The 23,301-nt window shown below is 69.3% G+C and carries 22 protein-coding genes; 10 read left to right on the forward strand and 12 right to left on the reverse strand.

Annotated elements, in window-relative coordinates; all coding sequences use genetic code 11:
* Positions 1 to 110 precede the first annotated feature (110 nt).
* Positions 111 to 1,232 (forward strand): serine/threonine-protein kinase, encoded by a 1,122-nt coding sequence (locus tag ACWEH3_RS02550; protein WP_450015109.1) that lies wholly within the window; start codon positions 111 to 113, stop codon positions 1,230 to 1,232.
* A gap of 28 nt (positions 1,233 to 1,260) precedes the next feature.
* Here the strand turns inward: ACWEH3_RS02550 and ACWEH3_RS02555 are convergent, their stop codons facing one another.
* Both ACWEH3_RS02555 and ACWEH3_RS02560 read right to left on the reverse strand, forming a co-directional pair.
* The gene (locus ACWEH3_RS02555; RefSeq protein WP_157111826.1) at positions 1,261 to 1,896 is read right to left on the reverse strand and encodes a response regulator; all 636 of its coding nucleotides are present in this window, start codon (positions 1,894 to 1,896) and stop codon (positions 1,261 to 1,263) included.
* Positions 1,897 to 1,992: 96 nt separating this feature from the next.
* Complete coding sequence (locus tag ACWEH3_RS02560; RefSeq protein ID WP_450015108.1) at positions 1,993 to 3,312, reverse strand: ATP-binding protein; 1,320 nt, start codon at positions 3,310 to 3,312, stop codon at positions 1,993 to 1,995.
* Positions 3,313 to 3,523: 211 nt separating this feature from the next.
* Here ACWEH3_RS02560 and ACWEH3_RS02565 point away from each other — a divergent pair, with 211 nt between their 5' ends.
* The 3 genes from ACWEH3_RS02565 (at position 3,524) to ACWEH3_RS02575 (ending at position 5,681) form a co-directional block, all read left to right on the forward strand.
* Positions 3,524 to 5,242 (forward strand): PspC domain-containing protein, encoded by a 1,719-nt coding sequence (locus ACWEH3_RS02565; protein WP_452358257.1) that lies wholly within the window; start codon positions 3,524 to 3,526, stop codon positions 5,240 to 5,242.
* Entirely contained in the window at positions 5,235 to 5,453 is a 219-nt protein-coding gene (locus tag ACWEH3_RS02570) for a hypothetical protein (RefSeq protein WP_450015106.1), read from the forward strand. Before ACWEH3_RS02565 ends, ACWEH3_RS02570 begins: the two co-directional genes overlap by 8 nt.
* Positions 5,454 to 5,546: 93 nt before the next feature.
* On the forward strand, positions 5,547 to 5,681 hold the full coding sequence (locus ACWEH3_RS02575; RefSeq protein ID WP_450015105.1) for a hypothetical protein: 135 nt from the start codon (positions 5,547 to 5,549) through the stop codon (positions 5,679 to 5,681).
* Between the two features lie 54 nt (positions 5,682 to 5,735).
* Here ACWEH3_RS02575 and guaA read toward each other — a convergent pair whose 3' ends face one another.
* On the reverse strand, positions 5,736 to 7,310 hold the full coding sequence (gene guaA, locus ACWEH3_RS02580) for a glutamine-hydrolyzing GMP synthase (protein WP_450015104.1): 1,575 nt from the start codon (positions 7,308 to 7,310) through the stop codon (positions 5,736 to 5,738).
* Between the two features lie 119 nt (positions 7,311 to 7,429).
* Between guaA and ACWEH3_RS02585 the strand changes: the two genes are divergently transcribed.
* Positions 7,430 to 8,230, forward strand: a complete 801-nt coding sequence (locus ACWEH3_RS02585) for an alpha/beta fold hydrolase (RefSeq protein ID WP_355078982.1) — start codon at positions 7,430 to 7,432, stop codon at positions 8,228 to 8,230.
* A gap of 208 nt (positions 8,231 to 8,438) precedes the next feature.
* Here ACWEH3_RS02585 and ACWEH3_RS02590 read toward each other — a convergent pair whose 3' ends face one another.
* Positions 8,439 to 9,602 (reverse strand): GuaB3 family IMP dehydrogenase-related protein, encoded by a 1,164-nt coding sequence (locus ACWEH3_RS02590; protein ID WP_450015103.1) that lies wholly within the window; start codon positions 9,600 to 9,602, stop codon positions 8,439 to 8,441.
* A 290-nt stretch (positions 9,603 to 9,892) separates the two neighbouring features.
* Positions 9,893 to 11,437 (reverse strand): IMP dehydrogenase, encoded by a 1,545-nt coding sequence (gene guaB, locus ACWEH3_RS02595; RefSeq protein WP_355076308.1) that lies wholly within the window; start codon positions 11,435 to 11,437, stop codon positions 9,893 to 9,895.
* A gap of 224 nt (positions 11,438 to 11,661) precedes the next feature.
* Between guaB and ACWEH3_RS02600 the strand changes: the two genes are divergently transcribed.
* Positions 11,662 to 12,075 carry a DUF5319 domain-containing protein gene (locus ACWEH3_RS02600; protein ID WP_039795739.1) on the forward strand — a complete coding sequence of 138 codons (414 nt, stop codon included), beginning with the start codon at positions 11,662 to 11,664 and terminating at the stop codon, positions 12,073 to 12,075.
* 234 nt (positions 12,076 to 12,309) lie between these two features.
* Here the strand turns inward: ACWEH3_RS02600 and ACWEH3_RS02605 are convergent, their stop codons facing one another.
* The 3 genes from ACWEH3_RS02605 to ACWEH3_RS02615 form a co-directional block, all read right to left on the reverse strand.
* Positions 12,310 to 13,482, reverse strand: a complete 1,173-nt coding sequence (locus ACWEH3_RS02605; protein WP_450015102.1) for an anti-sigma-D factor RsdA — start codon at positions 13,480 to 13,482, stop codon at positions 12,310 to 12,312.
* Positions 13,475 to 14,053 carry a sigma-70 family RNA polymerase sigma factor gene (locus ACWEH3_RS02610; RefSeq protein ID WP_039795737.1) on the reverse strand — a complete coding sequence of 193 codons (579 nt, stop codon included), beginning with the start codon at positions 14,051 to 14,053 and terminating at the stop codon, positions 13,475 to 13,477. Before ACWEH3_RS02610 ends, ACWEH3_RS02605 begins: the two co-directional genes overlap by 8 nt.
* A gap of 134 nt (positions 14,054 to 14,187) precedes the next feature.
* Complete coding sequence (locus ACWEH3_RS02615; RefSeq protein ID WP_450015101.1) at positions 14,188 to 15,060, reverse strand: hypothetical protein; 873 nt, start codon at positions 15,058 to 15,060, stop codon at positions 14,188 to 14,190.
* 627 nt (positions 15,061 to 15,687) lie between these two features.
* On the opposite strand from ACWEH3_RS02615, the gene ACWEH3_RS02620 reads away from it, so the two are divergent.
* The 3 genes from ACWEH3_RS02620 to ACWEH3_RS02630 all read left to right on the forward strand — a co-directional run bounded on the left by ACWEH3_RS02620 (position 15,688) and on the right by ACWEH3_RS02630 (position 17,240).
* The gene (locus tag ACWEH3_RS02620; protein ID WP_355076302.1) at positions 15,688 to 15,981 is read left to right on the forward strand and encodes a WhiB family transcriptional regulator; all 294 of its coding nucleotides are present in this window, start codon (positions 15,688 to 15,690) and stop codon (positions 15,979 to 15,981) included.
* A gap of 430 nt (positions 15,982 to 16,411) precedes the next feature.
* Positions 16,412 to 16,987, forward strand: coding sequence for a sigma-70 family RNA polymerase sigma factor (locus ACWEH3_RS02625; RefSeq protein ID WP_355076300.1), 576 nt, complete (start codon positions 16,412 to 16,414; stop codon positions 16,985 to 16,987).
* A gap of 1 nt (position 16,988) precedes the next feature.
* Positions 16,989 to 17,240 (forward strand): RskA family anti-sigma factor, encoded by a 252-nt coding sequence (locus ACWEH3_RS02630; protein WP_355076299.1) that lies wholly within the window; start codon positions 16,989 to 16,991, stop codon positions 17,238 to 17,240.
* Between the two features lie 209 nt (positions 17,241 to 17,449).
* Here the strand turns inward: ACWEH3_RS02630 and groL are convergent, their stop codons facing one another.
* Together groL and groES are read right to left on the reverse strand one after the other, a co-directional pair.
* Complete coding sequence (gene groL, locus ACWEH3_RS02635) at positions 17,450 to 19,060, reverse strand: chaperonin GroEL (RefSeq protein WP_450015100.1); 1,611 nt, start codon at positions 19,058 to 19,060, stop codon at positions 17,450 to 17,452.
* A gap of 177 nt (positions 19,061 to 19,237) precedes the next feature.
* Entirely contained in the window at positions 19,238 to 19,540 is a 303-nt protein-coding gene (gene groES / locus ACWEH3_RS02640; protein WP_028479292.1) for a co-chaperone GroES, read from the reverse strand.
* Between the two features lie 587 nt (positions 19,541 to 20,127).
* On the opposite strand from groES, the gene ACWEH3_RS02645 reads away from it, so the two are divergent.
* Positions 20,128 to 21,666 (forward strand): Hsp70 family protein, encoded by a 1,539-nt coding sequence (locus ACWEH3_RS02645; RefSeq protein ID WP_450015099.1) that lies wholly within the window; start codon positions 20,128 to 20,130, stop codon positions 21,664 to 21,666.
* A gap of 88 nt (positions 21,667 to 21,754) precedes the next feature.
* On the opposite strand, the gene tsaD is transcribed toward ACWEH3_RS02645, so the two are convergent.
* Together tsaD and rimI are read right to left on the reverse strand one after the other, a co-directional pair.
* Complete coding sequence (gene tsaD, locus ACWEH3_RS02650; RefSeq protein WP_450015098.1) at positions 21,755 to 22,798, reverse strand: tRNA (adenosine(37)-N6)-threonylcarbamoyltransferase complex transferase subunit TsaD; 1,044 nt, start codon at positions 22,796 to 22,798, stop codon at positions 21,755 to 21,757.
* Positions 22,795 to 23,298 (reverse strand): ribosomal protein S18-alanine N-acetyltransferase, encoded by a 504-nt coding sequence (gene rimI / locus ACWEH3_RS02655; protein WP_355076292.1) that lies wholly within the window; start codon positions 23,296 to 23,298, stop codon positions 22,795 to 22,797. Before rimI ends, tsaD begins: the two co-directional genes overlap by 4 nt.
* Positions 23,299 to 23,301: the final 3 nt, after the last annotated feature.

Below are 23,301 nucleotides of genomic sequence, written 5' to 3' on the forward strand. Positions count from 1 at the left end.
GGCACACATCCGAACCCGGGGCGGGCGCAACACACGATCGTGCCGGATGTCTCGCCTATGCGCGAACACGAATCAGGCCAGCTAGCCCCATTTTCCGTTACCCTGCACCCGTGACCGAACGCGCTCGTCCCACTGTCGGCCCCCAATATCTCGTCGCAGGCCGCTACCGCCTCCAGTCGAAGCTGGGTGGCGGCGGCATGGGCGCGGTATGGCTGGCGCACGACCGCCTGCTCGACCGGGACGTCGCGATCAAGCAGGTGCTCACCACGGCCGGCCTCGATGAGGCCGAAGCCGACGCGGTCCGCAACCAGATCATGCACGAGGGCCGGGTCGCCGCGAAGCTCTCGCACGACCACGCGATCGCCGTGTACGACGTGGTGCTCGAGGCCGGTGAGCCCTGGCTGGTGATGGAGCACCTGCCGTCGCGCAGTGTCGCGAAGGCGCTCGCGCTGGTCGATACACTGCCGCCGATCGAGGTCGCGCAGATCGGCGCCCAGGTCGCCGACGCGCTGGCCGCCGCGCACGCGGTCGGCATCGTGCACCGGGATATCAAGCCGGGCAACATCCTCGTCGCCGACCGTGGCACCGGCGTGGGCATGGCGAAACTCAGCGACTTCGGCATCTCCAGCGGTGCGGGCGACCTGCTCGACGAACCGGACGGCGTGATCACCGGCACCCCCTCCTACCTGCCCCCCGAGGTCGCGCGCGGAGCGCAACCGACCAAGGCCAGCGACGTGTTCTCCCTGGGCGCCACGCTCTACACCGCGATCGAAGGACAGCCGCCGTACGGCTTCGACGAGGACAGCGACGTCATCGTGCACCGCGCCGCCATGGCGCAGATCATCCCACCGACCCGCAGCGGCATGCTCACCCAGGCGCTGCTGCACATGATGGAGCCCGCGCCGCAGCGCCGCCCCACCATGGCCGAGGCGCGCGACGAAATCCTCACCGCCGCTTTCGGTCCCGGCACCGGACCGTACATTCTCGGCGCGCCCGTCCGCACCGAGGACGGAACCATCCCGTTCTGGGCCGCGCGCAATTCGGCATCGGGGATCCGCAGCCAGCACTCCACGCCGCTCCCCCGCCCGCACCGCAACCTCGCGGGAGCGGCCGCGGCACCGCCCCCGCAGCGCACCAGGAATTCTCAGCCCGGCAACGCGCCCCTGGCCATCGCCGTCGGCCTGCTGATCGGCCTGGTCATCATCATCGGAATCATCGTCGCGGTCCTCTGACCTCCGGGCACCCGGAGCCGAACGGCAGTCAGTCGATGCGGCGGCGGTGGGCCCATCGGGTCAGGGCGTTGCGGTTGGACTGCTGGGTCTTGCGCAGGACGTTGGAGGCGTGCGTCTCCACGGTTTTGACCGAGATGAAGAGTGATTCGGCGATCTCGCGGTATGTGTAGCCGCGCGCGAGCAGGCGCAGGACCTCGAGCTCACGCGGGGTCAGGGAGTCGAGTTCGGGATCCAGGGGCGGCTCGGGTACCGGGGACCTCCCGGTGAACGAGTCCAGGACGAAACCGGCCAGGCGCGGGCTGAAGACCGCATCGCCGCCCGCCACCCGGCGGATGCCATCGGCCAGCTCGGCTCCCGAAATCGTCTTGGTGACATACCCTCTGGCCCCGGCACGGATCACCGCGATCACGTCCTCGGCCGCGTCGGACACGCTCAGCGCCAGGCACACCGGCCCCGGCTCGATACCCGCCAGCACCGCCACCCCGCCTCCGTCGGGCATGTGCACGTCGAGCAGGACGACGTCCGGTCGCTCGGCATTGATCCCGGCTACCGCCTCCGCGACCCCGCCGGCCTCACCGACCACCTCCATATCCGCCTCCCGGCTCAATTCAGCACGCACACCCGACCGAAAAACGGCGTGATCATCGACGAGAAAGACCCGCACGGTCACCTACTTCTCCTAACCGACCCTTGACCCCCAACCCGTACCACACTCGTCCCCCACACGCCTGTCTCGTCCTGGCAGGTGCGGAACACGTGCCTAGTGGGCGGCCGGAGCGGGCTCTTCGTCCAAGGGGGCGCAGCCGGAATCGGTCCGCGGCATGGTGATTCGGACCTCGGTGCCGCGACCCGGCGTCGACAGGATGTCCACCTGGCCGCCGCGGCGCTCGATCCGGCCGCGAACGGACTTCGCCAGGCCGCGGCGATCCTCCGGCACGGACGCGAGGTCGAAGCCGGAGCCGCGGTCACGGACGAAGATGCTCACCTGATGCGGCTCGACCTCGGCGAACAGATCGATCTCCGGGACACCCGCGTGCTTGGCGGCGTTGACCAGCGCTTCCCTGCTCGCGCCGAGCAGGGCGGTGAAGTGTTCCTTCGGCAGACCCGATCCGGAGCCGTCGACGTCCATCGATACGTCGCCGACGGTCACCGGCGCCACCTTCACGCCGTGCTGGTCCTCCACCTCGCCCGCGATGGTCCGCAGGGCCGCGGCCAAGCTCGACTGCGCGGGCCCGGAATCCTCGAACAGCCATTTCCGCAGTTCCCGCTCCTGGCTGCGGGCCAACCGCAGCACTTCCTGCGGGTCGTCGGCCTGACGCTGGATGAGCGCGAGTGTCTGGAGCACGGAATCATGCAGGTGCGAGGCGATCTCCTCGCGTTCCTCGTTGCGGATGCGGGCGGCGCGCTCGGCGTTCAGCGCGCGCATCATGCGCAGCCACAGCGGAACCGTCAGCAGTCCCGCACCGATCAGCGTGACCGCCACCGCCAGCAGCGCCGATCCGATCGAGCTCAAATTGATCCTGGCCAGCACCACGACACCCAGACCGGCCACGATCAGCGTCGCACCGGCGACGATGCGCGACCAGGTGATCACCGATGGCCGCGCGGGCAGCCCGAGCAGCGAACGCGGCCCGTCGACGTCGTACTCCCGCCACACCAGCGCCGCGCCGACCGCCACCACGATGATCGGCGCGATCACCTTCGCCGCGGTACCGCTGAACACCCAGGACACGGCGATCGCGAGCCCGAGCCCGAGCATCGCGAGCCCGATCGCCTGCCGCCGCTCCGTACCGGAGGGTTTCGCCTGATCCGACCCACCGGGCGTGAAGATCCACAGCAGCCCGTACGCGACGATGCCCGCCCCGGCCAGCGCGGACAGCAGCACGAACGCCATCCGCACCTTGAACACGTCGACGCCGAGATGGTCGGCCAGACCGCCCGCCACTCCGCCGACGATCCGGCCGCCCGACCGGCGGAAGATCCGCGCCTGCGGCGGCCATGGGACCGGCGCGGGCGCGGGTCCCAGCCCACGTGCAGCGTCGAACCCCCGGGTGTCGAACGCGGGAACAGACGGGTACATGTCTTCGATACTGGCACGGCGACGAAGCCGCCAGCATCGGGATTCACCCTGATCTTGCTCGACCACACCCGCGCCGACCAGGGCGGACGCGGCCGGGCCCCGCCGAACCCGTGCATAGCTGAAAGTTTGCTGCATCAGTGGATCGGTCCAAAGTGTTCAGGCTGTTTTTCAGGGTTCCCCCCGATGCGCCGATTCCACGGATCGGCACACCATGGGAAACATGACGAAAACGAGCTTCGGCGACCAGGTCCAGCAGATATGGCAGACCCGGCCGGTCCGATTGCCGCAGCAGGGGCCCGTCGCGGGTGTCGCGGCGGGGTTCGCGCGCCGCTACGAGATCGATCCGGTACTGGTTCGGGTCGCGTTCGTCGTCTCGACGATCTTCGGCGGCGCGGGCATCGTGCTCTACCTGCTGGCCTGGCTACTGCTCAGCGCGGCGGGCGACCAGGCATCCGCGGCCGAGTCGCTGGTCGGCAAGGGCCACAGCTCGCAGTCGCAGACCAAGACCATCGTGTTGATCGTGGCGCTCGCCATCGCGGTCAGCACGATGGGACCGGTCGGTGTCGGACTCGGCGGGTCCGGCCTGATCAGCCTCGCCCTGATGCTGGCGGGCTGGTGGATGCTGCACCTGCGCACCCCCAACCCGCCACCCGGGACCACCGAAGTGTTCGGCGGATTCGCCCCCGAGAGCGGGATCAACGCCACCGGCTACCCCGGCGCGGTCTTCCCGCAAGGAGCGACCCGGACGGTCGGCGATCTGTACGTGCCGCCGACCGCCGTGTACACGCCGTACACGAAACTGCCGGATTCCTACGTCCCGGAGCCGCCCGCGCCCGCCGCGGACAGCTCGACGGTCCCGCTGCACAAGCCCGCGGCCGATGACGCGACCGTGGTGCCGGACAACGTCGCCATGCCCGCTGCCGCCGGATCAGCGACGAGTTCGGTCGCCGACGAGAGAGAAACGGACGCGCAGATCACCGGCCGGACCGATTCGCCCGCCACGGTCGGCGATCAAGACGGCCCGGCAGCGGTCGGCAGCGGCCGGATCGATTCGGTCGGCGGAGCCGGATCGGACACGACTCACACCGACCGAGCCGATTCGGCCGGATCGGACACGACTCATGAAGCTCGAGCCGAAAGCGGACCAGGCACGAGACCGTCATCGTCCGACGCTCCGATCTCACTCGGCAAAGACGTTGCGGCCCCGGGCCGCGCTCCGAGTTCGCGTGGCCCCGCGGCCGCTCACCCGGCGATCATCGGCGGCCCGACCCCGCCGTCCTGGGATCCGCTCGGCGTAGCTCCACTCGCCTGGGACCTGCCGGAGCCCACCCCGGCCCGCACCGTCGTCGCCCCACCGCAGAAGCGTCCGCGCTCGCGCCTCACGCCGGTGGTGATCGGCTTGGCCTTCCTCGCGGCGGCGGGTGCCGGTGCGGCGGCGGCCTCGGGTGCGGAATGGATGACACCCGGCCGGATCGCCGCGGCGGCGCTGGCCGTGATCGGCCTCGGCCTGGTGGTCGGCGCGTTCCTGCGGCGCGGCTACGGCTTGCTCGTGCTCACCGCGCCGCTCGCCGGGTTCGTCCTGCTCGCATCCGCGATCGGCCCGGTCGAATCCGATCAACTGGGCGACCGCACCTGGGTGCCCGCCTCCGTCGCCGATCTGGCCCAGAACTACAAGCTGACCATGGGCACCGGCACGCTGGACCTGCGGTCGCTGAAACTGACCGAGAACCGCACCGTGGACATCGACGTCCGGATGGGCGAAGCCCACATCCTGCTGCCCGCCGACATGACCGTCCGCACCACGTGCACGGCGACGATGGCCGAGGCCCTCTGCCCGGAGGGCATCAGCGGTCCCGGTACTCCCGGCGCACCGGTGCTCGATCTGAACGTCGACGTCCGCGTCGGCAACGTGAAGGTGCAGCATGGCTGAGAAAGAGAAGAAGGAGACGACCGACTCCCGCCGCGGCCCCGCCGCCTCGCTGCTCATCGCGGGACTGCTGTCCCTCGCGATCAGCGTGTGGGCTTTCGTCGGCCCGGCATCCTGGCCCGCGGCCGGCATGATCTCGATCGGTTGGATCGTCGTGCTCGCCGCCATCGTCATCGGCATCCTGCTGGTGATCTCCCCCCGCAGACGACGATGAGCGTGCGGCCCGTCCACCTGGACGGGCCGTTCGCGTTCAGCCCCGAGCCACCGCCGCCGTAGCCGGGCCGCATTCCGACGACAGGACAACCGCATGAAGCGCGACGAACCCGCCGATCAGACGCCACCCACCACCCGGACCACACCGCCCGATCCCAGACCCGGCACCACGAACGGCGTACTTCTCGGCCGCGTGATCCTGTACAGCGCTTTCCACCGCCCCCGCTGATCTCGCACGCGATGACGGCGGCGAGTAGTCACCGCCAGCTGGGCGGCCGGGAGTTCACTCCCACTCGATGGTGCCCGGCGGCTTGCTGGTCACGTCCAAGACCACGCGATTGACCTCCGCCACCTCGTTGGTGATGCGGGTGGAGATGCGTTCCAGCACCTCGTAGGGCAATCGGGTCCAGTCGGCGGTCATGGCGTCCTCGCTGGAGACCGGGCGCAGCACGATCGGGTGTCCGTAGGTGCGGCCGTCGCCCTGCACGCCGACGCTGCGGACCTCCGCGAGCAGCACGACCGGGCACTGCCAGATCTGGGCGTCCAGACCGGCCGCCGTCAGTTCCTCGCGGGCGATGGCGTCGGCCCGGCGCAGCGTCTCCAGCCGGTCGGCGGTGACTTCACCGACGATGCGGATGGCGAGACCGGGACCGGGGAAGGGCTGGCGGGCGACGATTTCCTCCGGCAGCCCGAGTTCGCGTCCGACCGCGCGGACCTCGTCCTTGAACAGCAACCGCAGCGGTTCGACGAGTTCGAACTCCAGATCGTCGGGCAGACCGCCGACATTGTGATGACTCTTGATGTTCGCGGTGCCGCTGCCGCCGCCGGACTCCACGACGTCCGGGTAGAGCGTGCCCTGCACCAGGAACTCGACCTTCGGCGTCGCGCCGTCGGCCGCACCGTGCTCGAGCACCGCCTCGCCCACCGCGTCCTCGAAGGACCGGATGAACTCCCGCCCGATGATCTTGCGCTTCTCCTCGGGATCGGTCACGCCCTTCAACTCACCGAGGAACTTGTCCACCGCGTCGACGGTCACCAGTTTGGCGCCGGTCGCGGCGACGAAATCCTGCTGCACCTGCTCCCGCTCGCCCGCCCGCAGCAGGCCGTGGTCGACGAACACACACGTCAACCGGTCACCGATGGCGCGCTGCACCAGGGCGGCGGCGACGGCGCTGTCCACCCCACCGGACAGTCCGCAGATCGCGTGTCCGTCACCGATCTGCTCGCGTACCGAGGCGATCAGCGAATCGGCGATGTTCGCCGGGGTCCAAGTGGAGGGGATGCCGGCGAGTTCGTGCAGGAACCGGCTCAGCACCTGCTGCCCGTGCGGCGAATGCAGCACTTCCGGGTGGTACTGCACACCGGCCAACCGGCGCGCGCGGTGCTCGAAGGCGGCGACCGGCGCGCCCGCGCTGGTGCCGGTGACCTCGAAGCCCTCCGGCGCGTCGGTGACCGCGTCGCCGTGGCTCATCCACACCGGCTGGATGGTGGGCAGGCCGCCGTGCAGCAAACCGCCGTCGATGTTGAGTTCGGTGCGTCCGTACTCACGGGTGCCGGTGCGCGCGACCGTTCCACCCAGCGCCTGGGCCATCGCCTGGAAGCCGTAGCAGATGCCGAAAACCGGCAGCCCCAGATCGAACAACCGCGGATCCAGCCGCGGCGCGCCCTCGGCGTACACGCTGGCCGGACCGCCGGACAGGATCACCGCGAGCGGCTGCTTGTCGGCGATCTCCTCCACCGTCGCGGTGTGCGGAACCACCTCCGAGTACACGCTCGACTCGCGAACCCGCCGCGCGATCAGCTGGGCGTACTGTGCTCCGAAGTCGACGACGAGGACCGGTCTCTGGGTTTGTGCCACCCGCCCAGTTTAGTGAGCGGCGAAACGAGCGAATCATCGGCACAGCGGCCCCGTCTGGGAGGCGAGCCGACCGCCCGAATCGTCACCCGCGGCCCGGCTCGCTGGTTATCCTTCTGCTCGTGCCCTTCGCCCGCGCGATCGATGCCGACATCCACTACGAGGACAGCGGCGGGGACGGCCCGGTGGTACTGCTGGCGCACGAGTTCCTCATGGACCGCACCATGTTCGCCGCCCAAACGGCCGCTCTCGCACCGGAATTCCGGATCGTCTCCTGGGATGCCCGCGGCCACGGCCGCACCAGGGACGAGGGCCTACCCTTCACCTATTGGACGGCGGCCAGGGACGCGCTGACCGTCCTGGATCATCTCGGCGCCGAGCGGGCCGTCGTCGGCGGTACCGCGCAGGGGGGTTTCACGGCACTGCGCACCGCGTTGATCGCACCGGAACGCGTCTCCGCGCTGATCCTGATCAGCACCGAAGCACACGGTCCCACCCCGGAGCAGTCCACCGCGACGCAGAAATTCCTCGACGAGTGGTACGACGACGGCTCCCGCGAACGAGCCGTGCACCAGCTGGCTTCCTGGCTGATCGGCGACGACGAGTGGTACCGCTCGATCTGGACCCAACGCTGGCTGGTGCGCGACCGCCGCGGCATCGAGGTGGCGGCGGGCTGCCTGCTCAGCCGGGATTCGGTACTGGACCGACTCCGCGAAATCGCTTGCCCCGCTTTGGTGATCCACCCCACCCACAGCGGCATGGACCGCGAGCGCGCCCAGGAACTGGCGCACGGGCTGTCCGGCGCCACCTTCATCGAAATCGCCGAAGCCCGACTCGCGGTGACGATGACCCACCCCGAGCCGGTGAACCACGCGATCCAGCAATTCCTGCGCGCACGAACGAAACCGACCCGCGTGCGCTGAACGCTGTATCCGATTTGCAGCGCCTGCGGCGCTGCGTGTTCACGGCCCTTTCATGGTTCGCGTTCCAGCGGTCGAGACTCGCGCCTGCGGCGCATGCGCTTCGACCGCTGGAACGCGAGCCGGGCCGCGAACGGCGCTCGTAAGACTCGCTTCTCCGGTGATCGCCGGGTGATGGGGAGGGTGCCCTACAGCAGGCTCAGGCCCACCTTCAAGCACGCACGCTCAAGCCGACCTTCTGGAATTCCTTCAGATCCGAGTACCCGGCCTTGGCCATCGAACGACGCAGGCCGCCGACGAGATTCAGCGAACCGAACGGATCGTCGGACGGGCCGAAGAGCACCCGTTCCAGGCTGGGGCGCACCGTGTCGCCGACCGGCTCGCCACCGAGATCCCACGGATCGTCGACGTGCAGCATCGACCCGCGCGGCACCGACGGGTGCGCGGCCGCCGACGGCCAGTACCAGCCGCGGCCCGGCGCCTCCGCGGCCACGGCGAGCGGGACGCCGAGCATGGCCGCGTCCGCGCCGCACGCGATCGCCTTGGCCAGCTGCCCCGACGTGGAGATGTCGCCGTCCGCGATGACGTGCACGTAGCGACCGCCGGTCTCGTCCAGGTAGTCGCGGCGGGCGGCGGCGGCATCCGCGATCGCGGTGGCCATCGGCACGCCGATGCCGAGTACCTCGCCGGTGGTGGTCGCGCCGGGGTAGGAGCCGTAGCCGACGATCACGCCCGCCGCTCCGGTGCGCATCAGGTGCAGCGCGGTGCGGTGATCGCTCACGCCGCCGGCGACCACGGGCACGTCCAGCTCGGCGATGAAGGTCTTGAGGTTCAGCGGCTCACCGTCGCCGACATGTTCGGCGGAGATGATCGTGCCGTGCACCACGAGCAGGTCGATGCCCGCCTGCAGCAGCGCCGGGGTGAGCGTGCGCGCGTTCTGCGGGCTCACCCGCACCGCCACGGTGACGCCTGCGGCGCGGACCTGCGCCACCGCGGCGGCGAGCAGATCCGGCTGCATCGGCGCGGCGTGCAACTCCTGCAGCAGCGCCACGGCGCGCTCGTAACCGCCCTTGCCGACCAGCTCGAGCAACTGGTCGATCTTCGCGCCGACATCCGCGTGCCGCGCCCACAGTCCCTCGCCGTTGATCACGCCGAGCCCGCCGAGGCGGCCGAGTTCGACGGCGAACTCCGGGGACACCAGGGCGTCGGTGGGGTGCGCGAGAAACGGGATCTCGAAGCGGTAGGCGTCCAGCTGCCAGGACAGCGAGACCTGCTTCGACGAGCGGGTCCGGCGCGAGGGGACGATGTCGACGTCGTCCAACTCGTAGGTACGCCGGGCGGTCCGGCCCATGCCGATCTCCACCATGTCGCGCACGCGAAATCTCCTTAGTTTTTCGGCAGCGCTTACGGCGCTGCGTGTTCGCGGCCCCTTGATGGCTCGCGTTCCAGCGGTCGAGACTCGCGCCTGCGGCGCATGCGCTTCGACCGCTGGAACGCGAGCCGGGCCGCGAACGGCGCTCGTAAGACTCGCGCCTCCAGTGGTTACTTGTGGGGGCAGGTGGGCAGCACAAAGCCGCCAACTCGCCGCAGGTCGCTCACCGCCACAGCCGGTGGGCAAGCTCCATCATGCACGGACCGGTTGGTCCTGTACATGAACCTAGTGGGCTAACCCCGTCCGGTGTAGTTAGGGGCCTCGACGGTCATGGTGATGTCGTGCGGGTGGCTCTCCTTGAGACCGGCCGCGGTGATCTGCACGAACTGGGCTTCCTGCAGATGCGCGATCGACTGCGAGCCGGTGTAGCCCATGGCCGCGCGCAGACCGCCGACCAGCTGGTGGATCACCTGGTTGACCGGGCCGCGGAACGGCACCCTGCCCTCGATGCCCTCGGGGACCAGCTTGTCCTCGGCGAGCACGTCGTCCTGGAAATAACGGTCCTTGGAGAACGACTTCGCCTGGCCGCGGCCCTGCATGGCGCCCAGCGAGCCCATACCGCGATAGCTCTTGAACTGCTTACCGCCGACCAGGATCAGCTCGCCCGGCGACTCGGCCGTGCCCGCGAGCAGCGACCCGAGCATCACCGTGGACGCGCCCGCCGCGATGGCCTTGGCGATGTCGCCGGAGAACTGGATGCCGCCATCGGCGATCACCGGGACGCCTGCCGGCTTGCACACGGCGACCGCCTCCAGGATCGCGGTGATCTGCGGCGCGCCGACACCGGCGACCACGCGGGTGGTGCAGATCGAGCCGGGGCCGACGCCCACCTTGACCGCGTCCGCGCCCGCCTCGACGAGCGCGGCCGCGCCTTGGCGGGTGGCCACGTTGCCGCCGACCACCTGGATCCGGTCGCCGACCTCGGCCTTGACCTTGGTCACCATCTGCAACACCTGCACCTGGTGACCGTGCGCGGTGTCCACCACGAGCACGTCGACGCCCGCGTCGGCCAGTGTCATGGCCCGCGACCAGGCGTCCTCGCCGACACCCACCGCGGCGCCGACCAGCAGGCGGCCGTCGCGGTCCTTGGTGGCGTTGGGGTACTGGTCGGTCTTGACGAAGTCCTTGACGGTGATCAGGCCGCGCAGGCGCCCGTTGCCGTCGACGATCGGCAGCTTCTCCACCTTGTGCCTGCGCAGCAGTCCGAGCGCGGCTTCCGCGGTGACGCCCTCCTGCGCGGTGATCAAGGGGGCTTTGGTCATGACGTCGGCGACGCGGCGGTTCTGATCCACCTCGAAACGCATGTCGCGATTGGTGATGATCCCCACAAGCGCACCGGTCTCGTCCACCACGGGAAGACCCGAGATGCGGAACCTGGCGCACATCGCGTCGACCTCGGCGAGAGTGTCGGTCGGACGACAGGTCACCGGGTCGGTGACCATACCGGCCTCGGACCGCTTGACCGTCTCCACCTGGGCGGCCTGGTCGGCCGTGGAGAGGTTGCGGTGCAACACGCCCATGCCGCCCGCGCGCGCCATCGCGATGGCCATCCGCGCCTCGGTGACCGTGTCCATGGCCGAGCTGACCAACGGCGTGCGCAGGCGGATCTCCCTGGTCAGCACGCTGGAGGTTTCCACAGAACTGGGGATGAGATCCGAGGCGGCAGGCAGCAGCAGCACATCGTCGAACGTGAGGCCGAGCATGGCGATCTTGTTCGGATCGTCGCCACCCGTAGGAGGGCGGACTGCGATTCGTTCGCCCGATACGGGATTACTCATTCGGATCGACCCCTCCTGGACGTCGATAGCGACCGGCGCCGGTGTCACCGGCGCCGTGACGGCTGATGGGATGGACGTGGTTCGGCGGCGGTGCGATCGGGACCCGCCGTAGCCTGTGCTCCATCGTATCTGTCCGGTGAACTCGCCGACGAAGTGAGCCCACCACCGAAACTGGCAGGCCGCATAGCTGGCGCAGACCACCCTGTTCTGCGTAACGTGGGGATGTGCGTGACCATCTACCACCTGGCTTGCCGCCGGATCCGTTCGCCGGAGACCCCTCCGACCCGTCCGCCGCGCTCGATGCCATCGAGCCCGGCGAACCGCTGGATCCCCACGAGCGCCTTGCGGTCGAGGAGGATCTCGCCGACCTCGCGGTGTACGAGGCACTGCTGGCCCACCGCGGCATCCGCGGACTCGTGGTCAGCTGCGAAGACTGCAGGCAGGACCACTACCACGACTGGGACATGCTGCGCGCCAACTTGCTTCAGTTGCTGGTCGACGGCACGGTCCGCCCGCACGAGCCCGCCTACGACCCGACGCCGGAAGCGTACGTCACCTGGGACTACTGCCGGGGCTACGCGGACGCGTCGATGAACGAGGCTTTCCACGGCGACGGGTTCGACGGATTCGACGGCTGATACCGGATCGAACCGTACGCGGGCCCTTTCGAGGCTCGCGCACCTCGCGTTTGCCGCTGTGATTTTCGACGCACACGATCACTTCGGCAGACGCACCGCGAGGTTCCGTCGCGGGCGGACACGCCCATGAGTCACCACCCTATGGTCACCACTGGCTGGACCGGCTTCTCCCGGAAAGACAAAAAGCCGACCGCCTGGCTGGCGATCGGTTCTTGCCTGGACCGTTTTCTTCTGTCAGCGGCCGGGCGGCACGAACGAGCCCGGGTTGGGAATGCCGGGGACGCTGAAGGTCGGCGGCGGATTGTTGTTGCTGTTGTGGGTATTGGTGTTGCCCTGCGTCGGAGCCGTGGGCGGCTGCTGCGGCGCCGTCGGATTACCGGTGTCTCCCGTGGTTCCGCCCGTCGGCGGCTTGACCTCGGTGACCGGCGGCTCCTGCGGAGCCGTCGGTTCCACGGTGGCCGGCGGCTGGGTGGTCGCGGGCGGCGGTGTGGTCACCGGCGGCACCGTGGTCGGCGCGCCGCCGCCGTTCGTGGTTCCGCCGCTGTTCGACGTTCCACCATTGGGCGCGGTGGCCTCGGCCGAGGGCGTGGGCTTGTTCGTCGGCTCACCCGGCTGCTGCACGATCGTCGAGGTCCCGCTACCTGGCGTCGGGCTGGGCTTCGTGGTCGCGCTGCCCGGGGTGGCACGCGGGTCGGTGGTCTTGGGCACCGTCGAACCCAGCTGATCGGCCAACGCCGGATTGACCTCGTGCAGCTTCGCGAGCAACTGTTCCCACTCGGTCATCAGCTCGGCGCGCTTGTCCGGATCGCTGACCTGCGCGGCATTCTCCTTGGCCCGCTCCAAGCGCACCTTGGCCTGCGTCGGGTTCTGAGTGACCAGCGTGGAAGCCTCGTTCAGGTCGTCGCCCGCCCGCTGGACCACGGTCGTCTGGGCCTGTTCGCTGAACACGACCTCTTTGACCCGCCACAGTGGATCGCCCGGCTCGGCGTTGTACGAGAACGCCGTCATGCCGCCGATGACCAGGGCCAGCGCGGCCGCGGTGCCCATGATCGGACGTAGTAGCCGCAGTCGCCCGCCGCCGCCGTGCGCCCCGATGCGAACCTGCCGCGCGCCGATCTCCTGGTTGACCGCGGCCACGATCGCGTCCAGGTCCGGCTCGGCCGGCATCGGAGGCGCGATCAACTCCGCTCGCCAGTCCGCGAGCAACGTCGCGAGCTGATACTCCTCGGCGCTGTCGGTGTGCACCGGACCATCGCTGGCGATGGCATCGATCAGAGCATCGTCGCGGCGTACCGCGGCGATGTCGACCGGGCCGGTGTCACCGGACGCCTCGGCGTAGGGACCGCTGTTCCGCGATCCAAGCCGCGCCTTCCAGTCACCCCGACCGCGCTCGCCATCCCTAGCCATACATTTCACCTGCCCTCGCCACTTGTGACTTGAGTTTCGCGAGTGCCCTGTGTTGGGCGACCCGTACCGCGCCCGCCGTACTGCCCACGGCGACCGCGGTTTCTTCCGCTGACAAACCCATGACCAAGCGCAGGATCAAGATCTCTCGATGCTTCTCGGGAAGCGTCGCGAGCAGACGGTTCATCTGCCTGCTCGTCTCGGACTCGAGAGCTCGTTGTTCCGGTCCCTGGTCGGTGGATATGACATCTGGTACTTCGGCCATCGCCTCCGCCTTGTTACGGGCGGCGTTGCGATGCGCGTCGGCGACCTTGTGCGAAGCGATTCCGTAAACAAAGGCCATGAAGGGCCTGCCCTGGTCTTGGTACCTGGGCAAGGCTGTCATCACAGCCAGGCAAACCTCCTGCGCAACGTCGTCCGCGGAGAGCTGCCCACGCTCCGCGGCTCCGATCCGCGCGCGGCAGTAGCGCACCACCAGCGGGCGGATCATCTCCAGTACCTGAGCTAAAGCGGATCTGTCGCCCTGCGCAGCGGCAGCGACGGCGAGGTCCAACTCTTCGCCCGTGTGCGTCATCGTCAGAGATATTCCCGGCGTTACAAAGTGGCATGGTCAGGTGACGACCAATGCTTCCACCGAAGGGGCGGAACGGATCTAACAATAGCGACCCGTTGGCCGGAACTGGTCAACACGGTGGACTCCGTGATCACCTACCACCCCGCCATGGGGCGCAACACGCCGCCGGAGCGGGCGATGGCCGCAGCACATTCGGCCGCCTCCGCCGCCGCGTCCCGCGCGCCCGATCCGGCGCGGAGCATGGCACAAGCCCAGCGCAACGGCAGCAGGCCGTGCTCACGGCACTGCTCGGCGACATCCTCGGCCGAGACGCCTGATCTTCCCCGCGCGTCGAGCGCCACGTCGGCGGCGGCGACCAGCAAGCGTGACTTGACCCGGTGGCGCACCGACGGGGATCGCTCGGCCAGCTCCAGCGCGGCCGCCGCGTGCGCCGCCGCCACCTCGAAATCGCCTGCCGCCAGCGCCGTTTCCGCGGACACCCAGCGCAAGCGGATCGCGGGACGCCAACCGGCCCGATACTGCTGTGCCGCCGACGCGCTGCGCCGCAGCAAGCGGTCGGCCAGCGCGAGCCGCCCGGTTCCGAGCGCGTCGGCGGCGAGTCCGGTGAGCGCGTCGCAGATCGCGTCGCCGCGGCTGGGACGGTAGCCGCCGAACTCCTCGGCGCTGTCCGGCTCCGCCCCGGCGCCCGCGGTGAGGATCAGCGCGGCCGCCCGCCCGTCGAACGCCGCGGCGCGTTCGTGCCAGCCGAGCTGGCGAAGAAAAGAACCCTCGGTACTTCCCGCCAGTGAGAGGAGAACGGGGTCGTTGCTGTGGTTGCATACCCTTCGCAATTCGGCACGCGCCGCCGCATAACGGCCCTGGCCGCCGAGAACCACCGCTCGATACCACCGGCCGAGCGCGTCCGACGCGGACGGAAGGTGGGCGGCGGCGCGCCCAGGAGCGGCGCCGAAGGCGGCCTCGGCGAGGACCGCGAGGTGAGGATCTCCGAGCGGAGCGGGCGCGACCACGGGCGCACTCTATCCCGTGCGGCACCCGGGCTCCGGCGAGGAAAGGTGAGCGACGGCCGACCGGCGGCACTCGGGATTTCCGTCGCCGAGCGGATGTTGCCATTAGGTAAATCTCGTCCTGGCTATCGCCGAGCGGCCACGCCGGGAATTCATGCGTGTTTCGCGTAATTAACCTGTCCGCCCCGTTGCCGCCATCTTCGGATCCACACCCCACGAACGCCCACGGCCGCGGCAGTGACCGACATCATCGGCACGAGATCGGCGTCACGTCGGCGCTACGAGGATGAAATCGCCTCTACCAGCGGAAATTGGGTCAGTTGCGGCACATGCGGCAGCCACGGACCTCCGGCCAACCGAACAGTATCGCCGGAACCAGCACGAAAAGTAAACAGTTCGGAGGTTAAATTTGGCAGCGCGAGATTTGGAAAAGTGCTGCGCCGAACTATTGACGGAATTTCGCGGCTGGACCTAACGTAGCTCATCGCCACGGACGGCGCCGCGCGAAATTGCAGCGACCACGAAGGGCGAGCCCCCCGGGCACCCCCGCCGACACGGCGTCGTGGCCCACAACTGTTGCAGAACAACTGCTCGACAACGCTGACGAGCTCGCACCACGAGGAGTTCACCATGCCCATGCCGACCCACCTCCCGGGACCCAACGCCGATGTCTGGGATTGGCAGATGCGAGGATCGTGCCGCGGGCAGGATTCCGCGGTGTTCTTCCATCCCGATGGTGAGCGTGGCCGAGCCCGCACGGCACGCGAGATGCGCGCCAAGGAGATCTGCCGCACCTGCCCGGTGCTCATGCAGTGCCGCGCACACGCGCTGAAAGTCAGCGAGCCCTATGGGATCTGGGGCGGCATGTCGGAGACCGAGCGCGAGATGCACGCGCGGCGCAGCCGCCGCCGCATGGCCGTCTGAATCAATCCCCTCCCATCCGCACGCCACCGGGCGTCGAATTCCTAGCAAACAACGGGCCACTGCAACACGCTTCGGCCGAGCCGCTCACGCGACACGGTGACCGGTTCCGCGCCGAAGGCCGGCGCGTGGGTTCCGATCGTCACCATCGATCGGCCGGCCGCCGAGCGAGGCCGGAGGCCGTGCACCCGGCGTTTCCGGCACGGTGCGAGGGTTCGGCGTGTCACGGCGTGTCTCTCCCGAGATGTCCGGCGTATCGGCGCTTTCCGCAACGCGGCGCCGGTCCACGACGAGCCTTGTGGCCACCCCACCGGAAGGGAGGTCATAGCGGCGCGCTACGGTAGTGACCGATGACACAGAATGGAGCGTTGTGACAACGCGGCCGTCGGCCGCAGAGGGCGACTCGTTCCGAAGAGCAGCCTTCCCACCCACGGTGGATTCTGCGGTTACGGCACGCGCAGCCGAAAGTATCGAGCTCGCCGCGCTTTTGCATCGATGCGGTCGAGCCGACCAGGAAGCATTCGCCGAGTTGTACGACCGGACGTGTGCGCGCGTCTTCGGTCTGGTGTTGCGCGTTCTGCACGATCCGGGATACGCGGAGGAGACCACGCAAGAGGTCTACCTGCAGGTCTGGCGCATGGCATCGAGTTTCGACCCGGCGAAAGGTTCCGCGGTCACCTGGTTGATGACGCTCGCCCACCGGCGCGCCGTGGACCGGGTCCGCGCCGAGCAAGCCCACACCCAGCGCGAGGTCGCGTACGGGATCCGGGTGCTCGGCAACGAATTCGACGAGGTCACCGAAGAGGTCGAGCGCAGGCTCGAACAACAGGCCGTCCTGGCCGGTCTGGCCACACTCACCGAAACCCAGCGGGAAGCCATCTCGCTCGCCTACTACGGCGGACGCACCTATGCGGAGGTAGCCACCTACCTCGACGTAGGGTTACCTACGGTTAAGTCCCGGATTCGGGACGGATTGACACGACTGAAGAAAAGTTTGGGGGTGACGTGAGATGAACGAACGCCGTATCGATCTCGCGCACACCGTCGCGCTCGGATCGATCGACGACGAAGACCATCAGGAAGTGCAGGAGCTGTTCGACAGCGAGGACCCCGTGCTACGCGCGGAGTTCATCCAGGAAGTCAGAGACACGAAAGAAGCGCTCGCCGTTCTCGCCACAGCCACGGCGGCCACTCCGCCGCCGTCGCTGCGTGCTCGCCTACTCGCGGCCATCGCCGCCGAGCAGCCACCGGTCGCCAGCTGAATCCGGCGTCTCCCCAGGCCTTCCCGCCCCGCGCGTACCGACCCCAGCGGTGCTGACCTTCCCGCGGCCTCCCTCCAGCTCCGCCGCAGACAGCGTGTCGAGCTTCGGAACCCTTTCGGTCCAACCGGTAGTCGAGACCGCATGCGGCAAGGCCCCCGAACCGCGTGGTTCGGAGGCCTTGTCCGTGCGTTGTCCCGAGAAAACCGGGCTCAGTGCGCGTGGCCGTGATGGCCGTGGTCGTCCTGCTCCTCGGCGGGCTTGTCCACCACGGCGCTCTCGGTGGTGAGCACCATGCGCGCGACCGACGCCGCGTTGACGACGGCCGAACGGGTCACCTTCACGGGGTCGACGACGCCGTCGGTGAGCAGGTCGCCGTAGGTGAGCGTGGCGGCGTTGAAGCCCTCCTTGCCCTCGGCGACCTTGCTGACCACCACGGCGCCGTCCAGGCCCGCGTTGGTGGCGATCCAGTACAGCGGCGCACGCAGCGCGGTGCGGACCACCTCGACGCCGACGGCCTCGTCACCGGACAGCGAATCGCGCAGCTCGACGAGCTTGCTGCTCGCCTGCACCAGCGCGGTGCCGCCACCGGGCACGATGCCCTCTTCCACGGCGGCCTTGGCGGCGCTCACCGCGTCTTCGACGCGGTACTTGCGCTCCTTGAGCGCGGTCTCGGTGGCCGCGCCGACCTTGATCACCGCGACGCCGCCGGCCAGCTTGGCCAGCCGCTCCTCCAGCTTTTCGCGATCCCAGTCGGAATCGGTGGCCTCGATCTCGCGGCGCAACTGCGCGACGCGCGCCTCCACGTCCGCCGCGGAACCGGCGCCATCGATGATCGTGGTGTCGTCCTTGGTGACGACGACGCGGCGCGCCTTGCCGAGCACGTCCAGGCCTGCCTCGCGCAGGGTGATGCCCAGATCGGGGTTCACCACGGTGCCACCGGTGACCACGGCCAAGTCGTCGAGGAACGCCTTGCGGCGGTCGCCGAAGAACGGCGCCTTGACCGCGACGGCCTTGATCGTCTTGCGGATGGCGTTGACCACCAGGGTCGACAGCGCCTCACCTTCGACGTCCTCGGCGATGATCAGGACGGGCTTGCCGCTCTCGGCGATCTTCTCCAGCAGCGGCAGGAAGTCCGGCAGCGAGCTGATCTTCTCGCGGTGCAGCAGGACGAACGCGTCCTCCAGGATGGCCTGCTGGCTGTCGGGGTCGGTGACGAAGTAGGGCGACAGGTAGCCCTTGTCGAACTGCACGCCCTCGGTGACGACGAGTTCGGTCTGCAGCGTCGAGGACTCCTCGACGGTGACGACGCCGTCCTTGCCGACGGCGGTCAGCGCCTTGCCGACCATCTCGCCGATCTCCTCGTCCCGCGAGGACACGGTCGCGACCTGCGCGATGGCCTGCTCGCCGGAGACCGGGGTGGCCAGCGCGAGCAGCGCCTCGGAGACCGCGTCGGCGGCCTTGGCGATGCCGGAGCCGACCACGATCGGGTTCGCCCCGGCCGCAACGTTCTTCAGCCCGGCGCGGACCAGCGCCTGGGCCAGCACGGTGGCGGTGGTGGTCCCGTCGCCCGCGACATCGTTGGTCTTGGTGGCGACGCTCTTGACCAGCTGCGCGCCGAGGTTCTCGAACGGGTCTTCCAGCTCGATGTCGCGCGCGATGGTGACGCCGTCGTTGGTGACGGTCGGGCCGCCGAAGGACTTCGCGAGTACGACGTGCCGTCCGCGCGGGCCCAGGGTGACCTTCACGGCGTCGGCGAGCTTGTCGACGCCGCGTTCCAGAGCCCGGCGAGCCTTCTCGTCGAACTCGATCTGCTTTGCCATGGGGATTCGCTCCTGTAGTGGATTGCGGCGCTCCCGGGTCCCGTCGTCGTCACGCAGGCTGCCGCCTCCGGGCCCGTCGCTCGCACCGCGTGTTTCAGTGCCGTGGTGTCGGCGCCGAACGCACTCCGCCCCGGGTCACGAAAGACACCGGGGCGGAACGCATGCGTGCCTGATCGGCTACTTGGTGACGACGGCCAGCACGTCGCGCGCCGACAGGATGAGGTACTCCTCGCCCTGGTACTTGATCTCGGTGCCGCCGTACTTGCTGTAGATGACGGTGTCACCCTCCTGGACATCCAGCGGGATGCGCTTCTCGCCCTCGTCGTCCCACCGGCCGGGACCGACGGCGACAACGGTGCCCTCCTGCGGCTTCTCCTTCGCCGTGTCAGGGATGACCAGGCCGGAGGCCGTCGTCGTCTCGGCCTCGTTGGCCTGGACGAGGATCTTGTCCTCGAGCGGCTTGATGTTCACGCTCGCCACGTTGAGCCCTCCACTTTCAGGGGATTCGGTCGTCCGGAACTCGTCGCTCCGAACTCGTCGGTTGGTCACGATGCTGACCCTGCGCATAGCCCCGTCGTCGCGGGTGCCGGGACCCCTGCCCAGTGGTCAAGCTGCTGGCACAAGCACTACACACAGTGCCGACTAGCACTCTATACATGAGAGTGCCAGCGCTCAAGGCTGAGCGGTGCCAACTTTGCCCGGCGCGCCCGGCGACACTGCGAGCTTGGCGATAAGTTCGGGAAAACAGTAACGTTCGGATAACGGATTGTGACACTATTGACGACGGTTGCGGTCCGGCCGCCGGTTCGTCGCTCCTCCGAGCGGCGGCCAGGCGGCACAGAGGTACCACAGCGTCGCCGAACCCGCAGCGCCGCAAGCACGATCGTTGCACCACCAGCTTCACCAGAGAGCAAGACACACGTGATCCATGGCCGGTCCCCGCGACCCACCCGGACGAGGGGCCGGTTCGTTTCCCGGTCCGGGTCGCGCGTCATCCATACGGCGGTCCGGCAGTCCATTCGAGATGGTCGGCGACACCATGACCATCCGCTCGAAGGGAGGTGAACATGCGAACATCCCTCGGCATCTCGGCCGGGGCAGAGGTCGTGTGCTCGGCGTTGGTCTCCACCGCGCCGAACGGCACGCAGAGCTTCGATTACCGCGTCGTGTCCGCCGACGCGGCTCATTCCGATCTCGGTGACCTGGTGTCGTCCTCGATCGAGCTGATGACGACCCAGCTGCCGACCACACAGCCGCCGCGCGAGATCATCCGCCCGGTCGGGGGCCGTTTCGCGGGCGGGCCACGCGACTTCGAGCCGGTGACGGGGCACCCGCCCACCAGCGTCGCGGTCGCCTACCGCACCAAGGAGCAGGCCCAGATCATCCGCTCGGCCACCGGAAAACAGCGCGACCTGCGGCTGATCCAGGAGGGCACCGCCGCGCTGACCTACTTGCGGCACACCGGCCTGCTGGACCGCTACGACACGGTCGCCATCGTCGATCTCGGCGCATCCGGGCTCGGCGTCACCGTCGCCGACCGCGCCGACGGCTCCCTGCTCCGTTCCGATCGCACCGCGACCATCAGCGGCAAGGCGATCGATGATCTCATCTACCACCATCTGGTGGATCTGCACTTCGCCCGGCGCGGTACCCGCCCGAACCGCGGCATGCTCACCAACCGGGGCCGCGCGGCGAAGGAGCACCTGTCCATCGCGCCCGCGGTCACCATCGACCACGTCGCCGGTCGTCCGCTGAAGCTGACCAGGGCCGACTTCGAAGAGTTGATCGCCGAGCTGCTGCGCGACCTGGCGCGGTTCGTCACGATGTCGTTCGCCCGGGCGCCCAGGCAGCCGCAGGCGGTCGCGGTCATCGGCGGCGGCGCCAACATCCCCGCGGTGCTCGACACGCTCACCGCCGCCTTGGACATCCCCGTGTTCACCGTGCCGGATCCCGAGGCGGTGACCGCCAAAGGCGCGGCGCTGGTCGCCGATTCGATGCAGCCCTCGGTGTTCCCGGTCGCCGGGCTCGGCGGCGACGCGCCCGCGGGGACGGTAACCAAGGTGTTCGGCACGCTCGCCGGTGCGATCGTGGTCGTCGGACTGATCGTCGGTTACGGGGTAAAGACGTTCGCGCCGACCTCGGATGACGAGGTCTCTCCCGCGGGGACCACGAGCAGCGCGTCGCAACTGCCCAACCCGGCATCCGTGCCGCCCGCGACCACGGCGGCCGCCACGCCGCACAACCGCACGCCGGACAACACCGGCATCGCCCCGACGACCACGGAACGCGGACCGCAGAGCACGACCGGCGGGCCGTCGTCCACGCAGGTGATCGCACCCACGCAGCCCACGCTGCGCCCGGATCCGAACCTTCCGCCGATTCCGTTCCCCGAACTGCTCGGCCCCCTGTTCGGGAATCCGAATGCGGCACCGAATAGTTCGCCCCAATCGCCATCGAGCCGGACGTGGTATCCCGCGGCGCCGACCGCTACTGCGCCCGGCACGACCCCGACGCCCACCCAGGCGCCCGCGCAGTCGAGCCTGCCGCTTCCGCTCCGGGGGAATTCGGGGTCGGCGGCGCATCCCGGACTGCTCGCACCGAACTGATCCAGCCGCACGACGGCCCTTCGCGGCGATCTCACCGGAAAGAAAACCGGTGCGGCCGCCGCCGCTTCGTGCGCTGAGTCCGAGCCGGTCAGCGAACCATACTGACCGACACCGGCAGACCCGGATCGGTGGCGACCGTCAGCGGCGAAGCGGCCGCGCCACCAGCGATGACGTGCGCGCCGAGCGCGGCGATCATCACCCCGTTGTCCGTGCACAGCCGAGGCTTGGGCACCCGCAAGGTCAAACCGGCCGCGGCGCAGCGTTCCTCGGCCATCGAGCGGATCCGCGAGTTGGCGGTCGCGCCGCCGCCGAGCACCAGCGTGCCGACGCCGACATCCTGGGCCGCGCGAACCGCCTTCATCGTCAGCACATCCGCGACCGACTCCTGGAAAGACGCCGCGATATCCGGGATGGGCAGATCCTCCGCGGCGACGCCGTCGCGCTGGGCCGCCTCCACGTAACGGGCGACCGCGGTCTTGAGACCCGAGAAGGAGAAGTCGTAGCGCGGGTCGCGCGGGCCGGTCATGCCGCGGGGGAAGGCGATGGCGCGCGGATCACCGGCCGTCGCGGCGGCATCCAGCGCCGGACCGCCGGGAAAGCCCAACCCGAGCAGCCGCGCCACCTTGTCGAACGCCTCGCCCGCCGCGTCGTCGACGGTGCTGCCCAGCTCGACGATCGGCTCGGCCAGATCCGTGACGTGCAGCAGATGCGTGTGCCCGCCCGACACCAGCAGCGCGACGCACGGCGGCATCGGCCCGTGCTCCAGAGTGTCCACCGCGACGTGCCCGCCGAGATGGTTGAGCGCGTAGAAGGGCACATCCCACGCCGCCGCATACGCTTTCGCCGCGGCGACACCGACCAGCAGCGCACCGGCCAGGCCGGGGCCGATGGTCACCGCCAGCGCGTCCGGTTTCGCGATGCCCGCGGCCGACAGCGCGCGGCGCATGGCGGGCACGATCGCCTCGAGATGCGCGCGCGAGGCGATCTCGGGGACGACGCCGCCGAAGCGCGCGTGCTGGTCGACGCTGGAAGCGACCTCGTCGGCGAGCAGTTCGCAGGTGCCGTCGGGGTGCCTGCGGACGATGCCGACTCCGGTTTCGTCGCAGGAGCTTTCGATGCCCATGACGATCACGACAACACCTCGTCCCGTGTGCGCCAGCGCTCCCCGCTGGTCAGCGCGGGGCGACGCATCGTGTACGCGTCCGCGCCACTGGGGTGGTAGTAGTTCTTGCGCAATCCGATGATGTGGAAGCCGTGCTTGGCGTACAGCGCGATCGCCGGCGCGTTGTCGGTGCGGACCTCCAGGAACACCGGTCCACCGCGCCGGTCCGCCTCGGCGAGCAGCGCCTCCAGCAGGAGCGTGCCGACACCTGTGCGGTGGCAGCCGGGGTCGACGCCGATGGTGTGGACCTCGGCCTCGGGGTGTTCGGCATCACCCAGCAGGGCGATACCCGCGTAGCCGACCATTCGCCCGTCGTCGTCGCGCGCGGTGATGTAGCGGTTGTGCCGCCCGGCCAGCTCGGACTGGAAGGCTACGGCGGCCCACGGGTCGTCCTCCGGAAAAAGCAATTGCTCCAGCTCGACGCAGCGCGTGATGTCGGCGGCCACCATCGGCGCGATTCGGAAAGTCACCGG

The sequence above is a fragment of the Nocardia sp. NPDC004718 genome, from assembly GCF_053601535.1.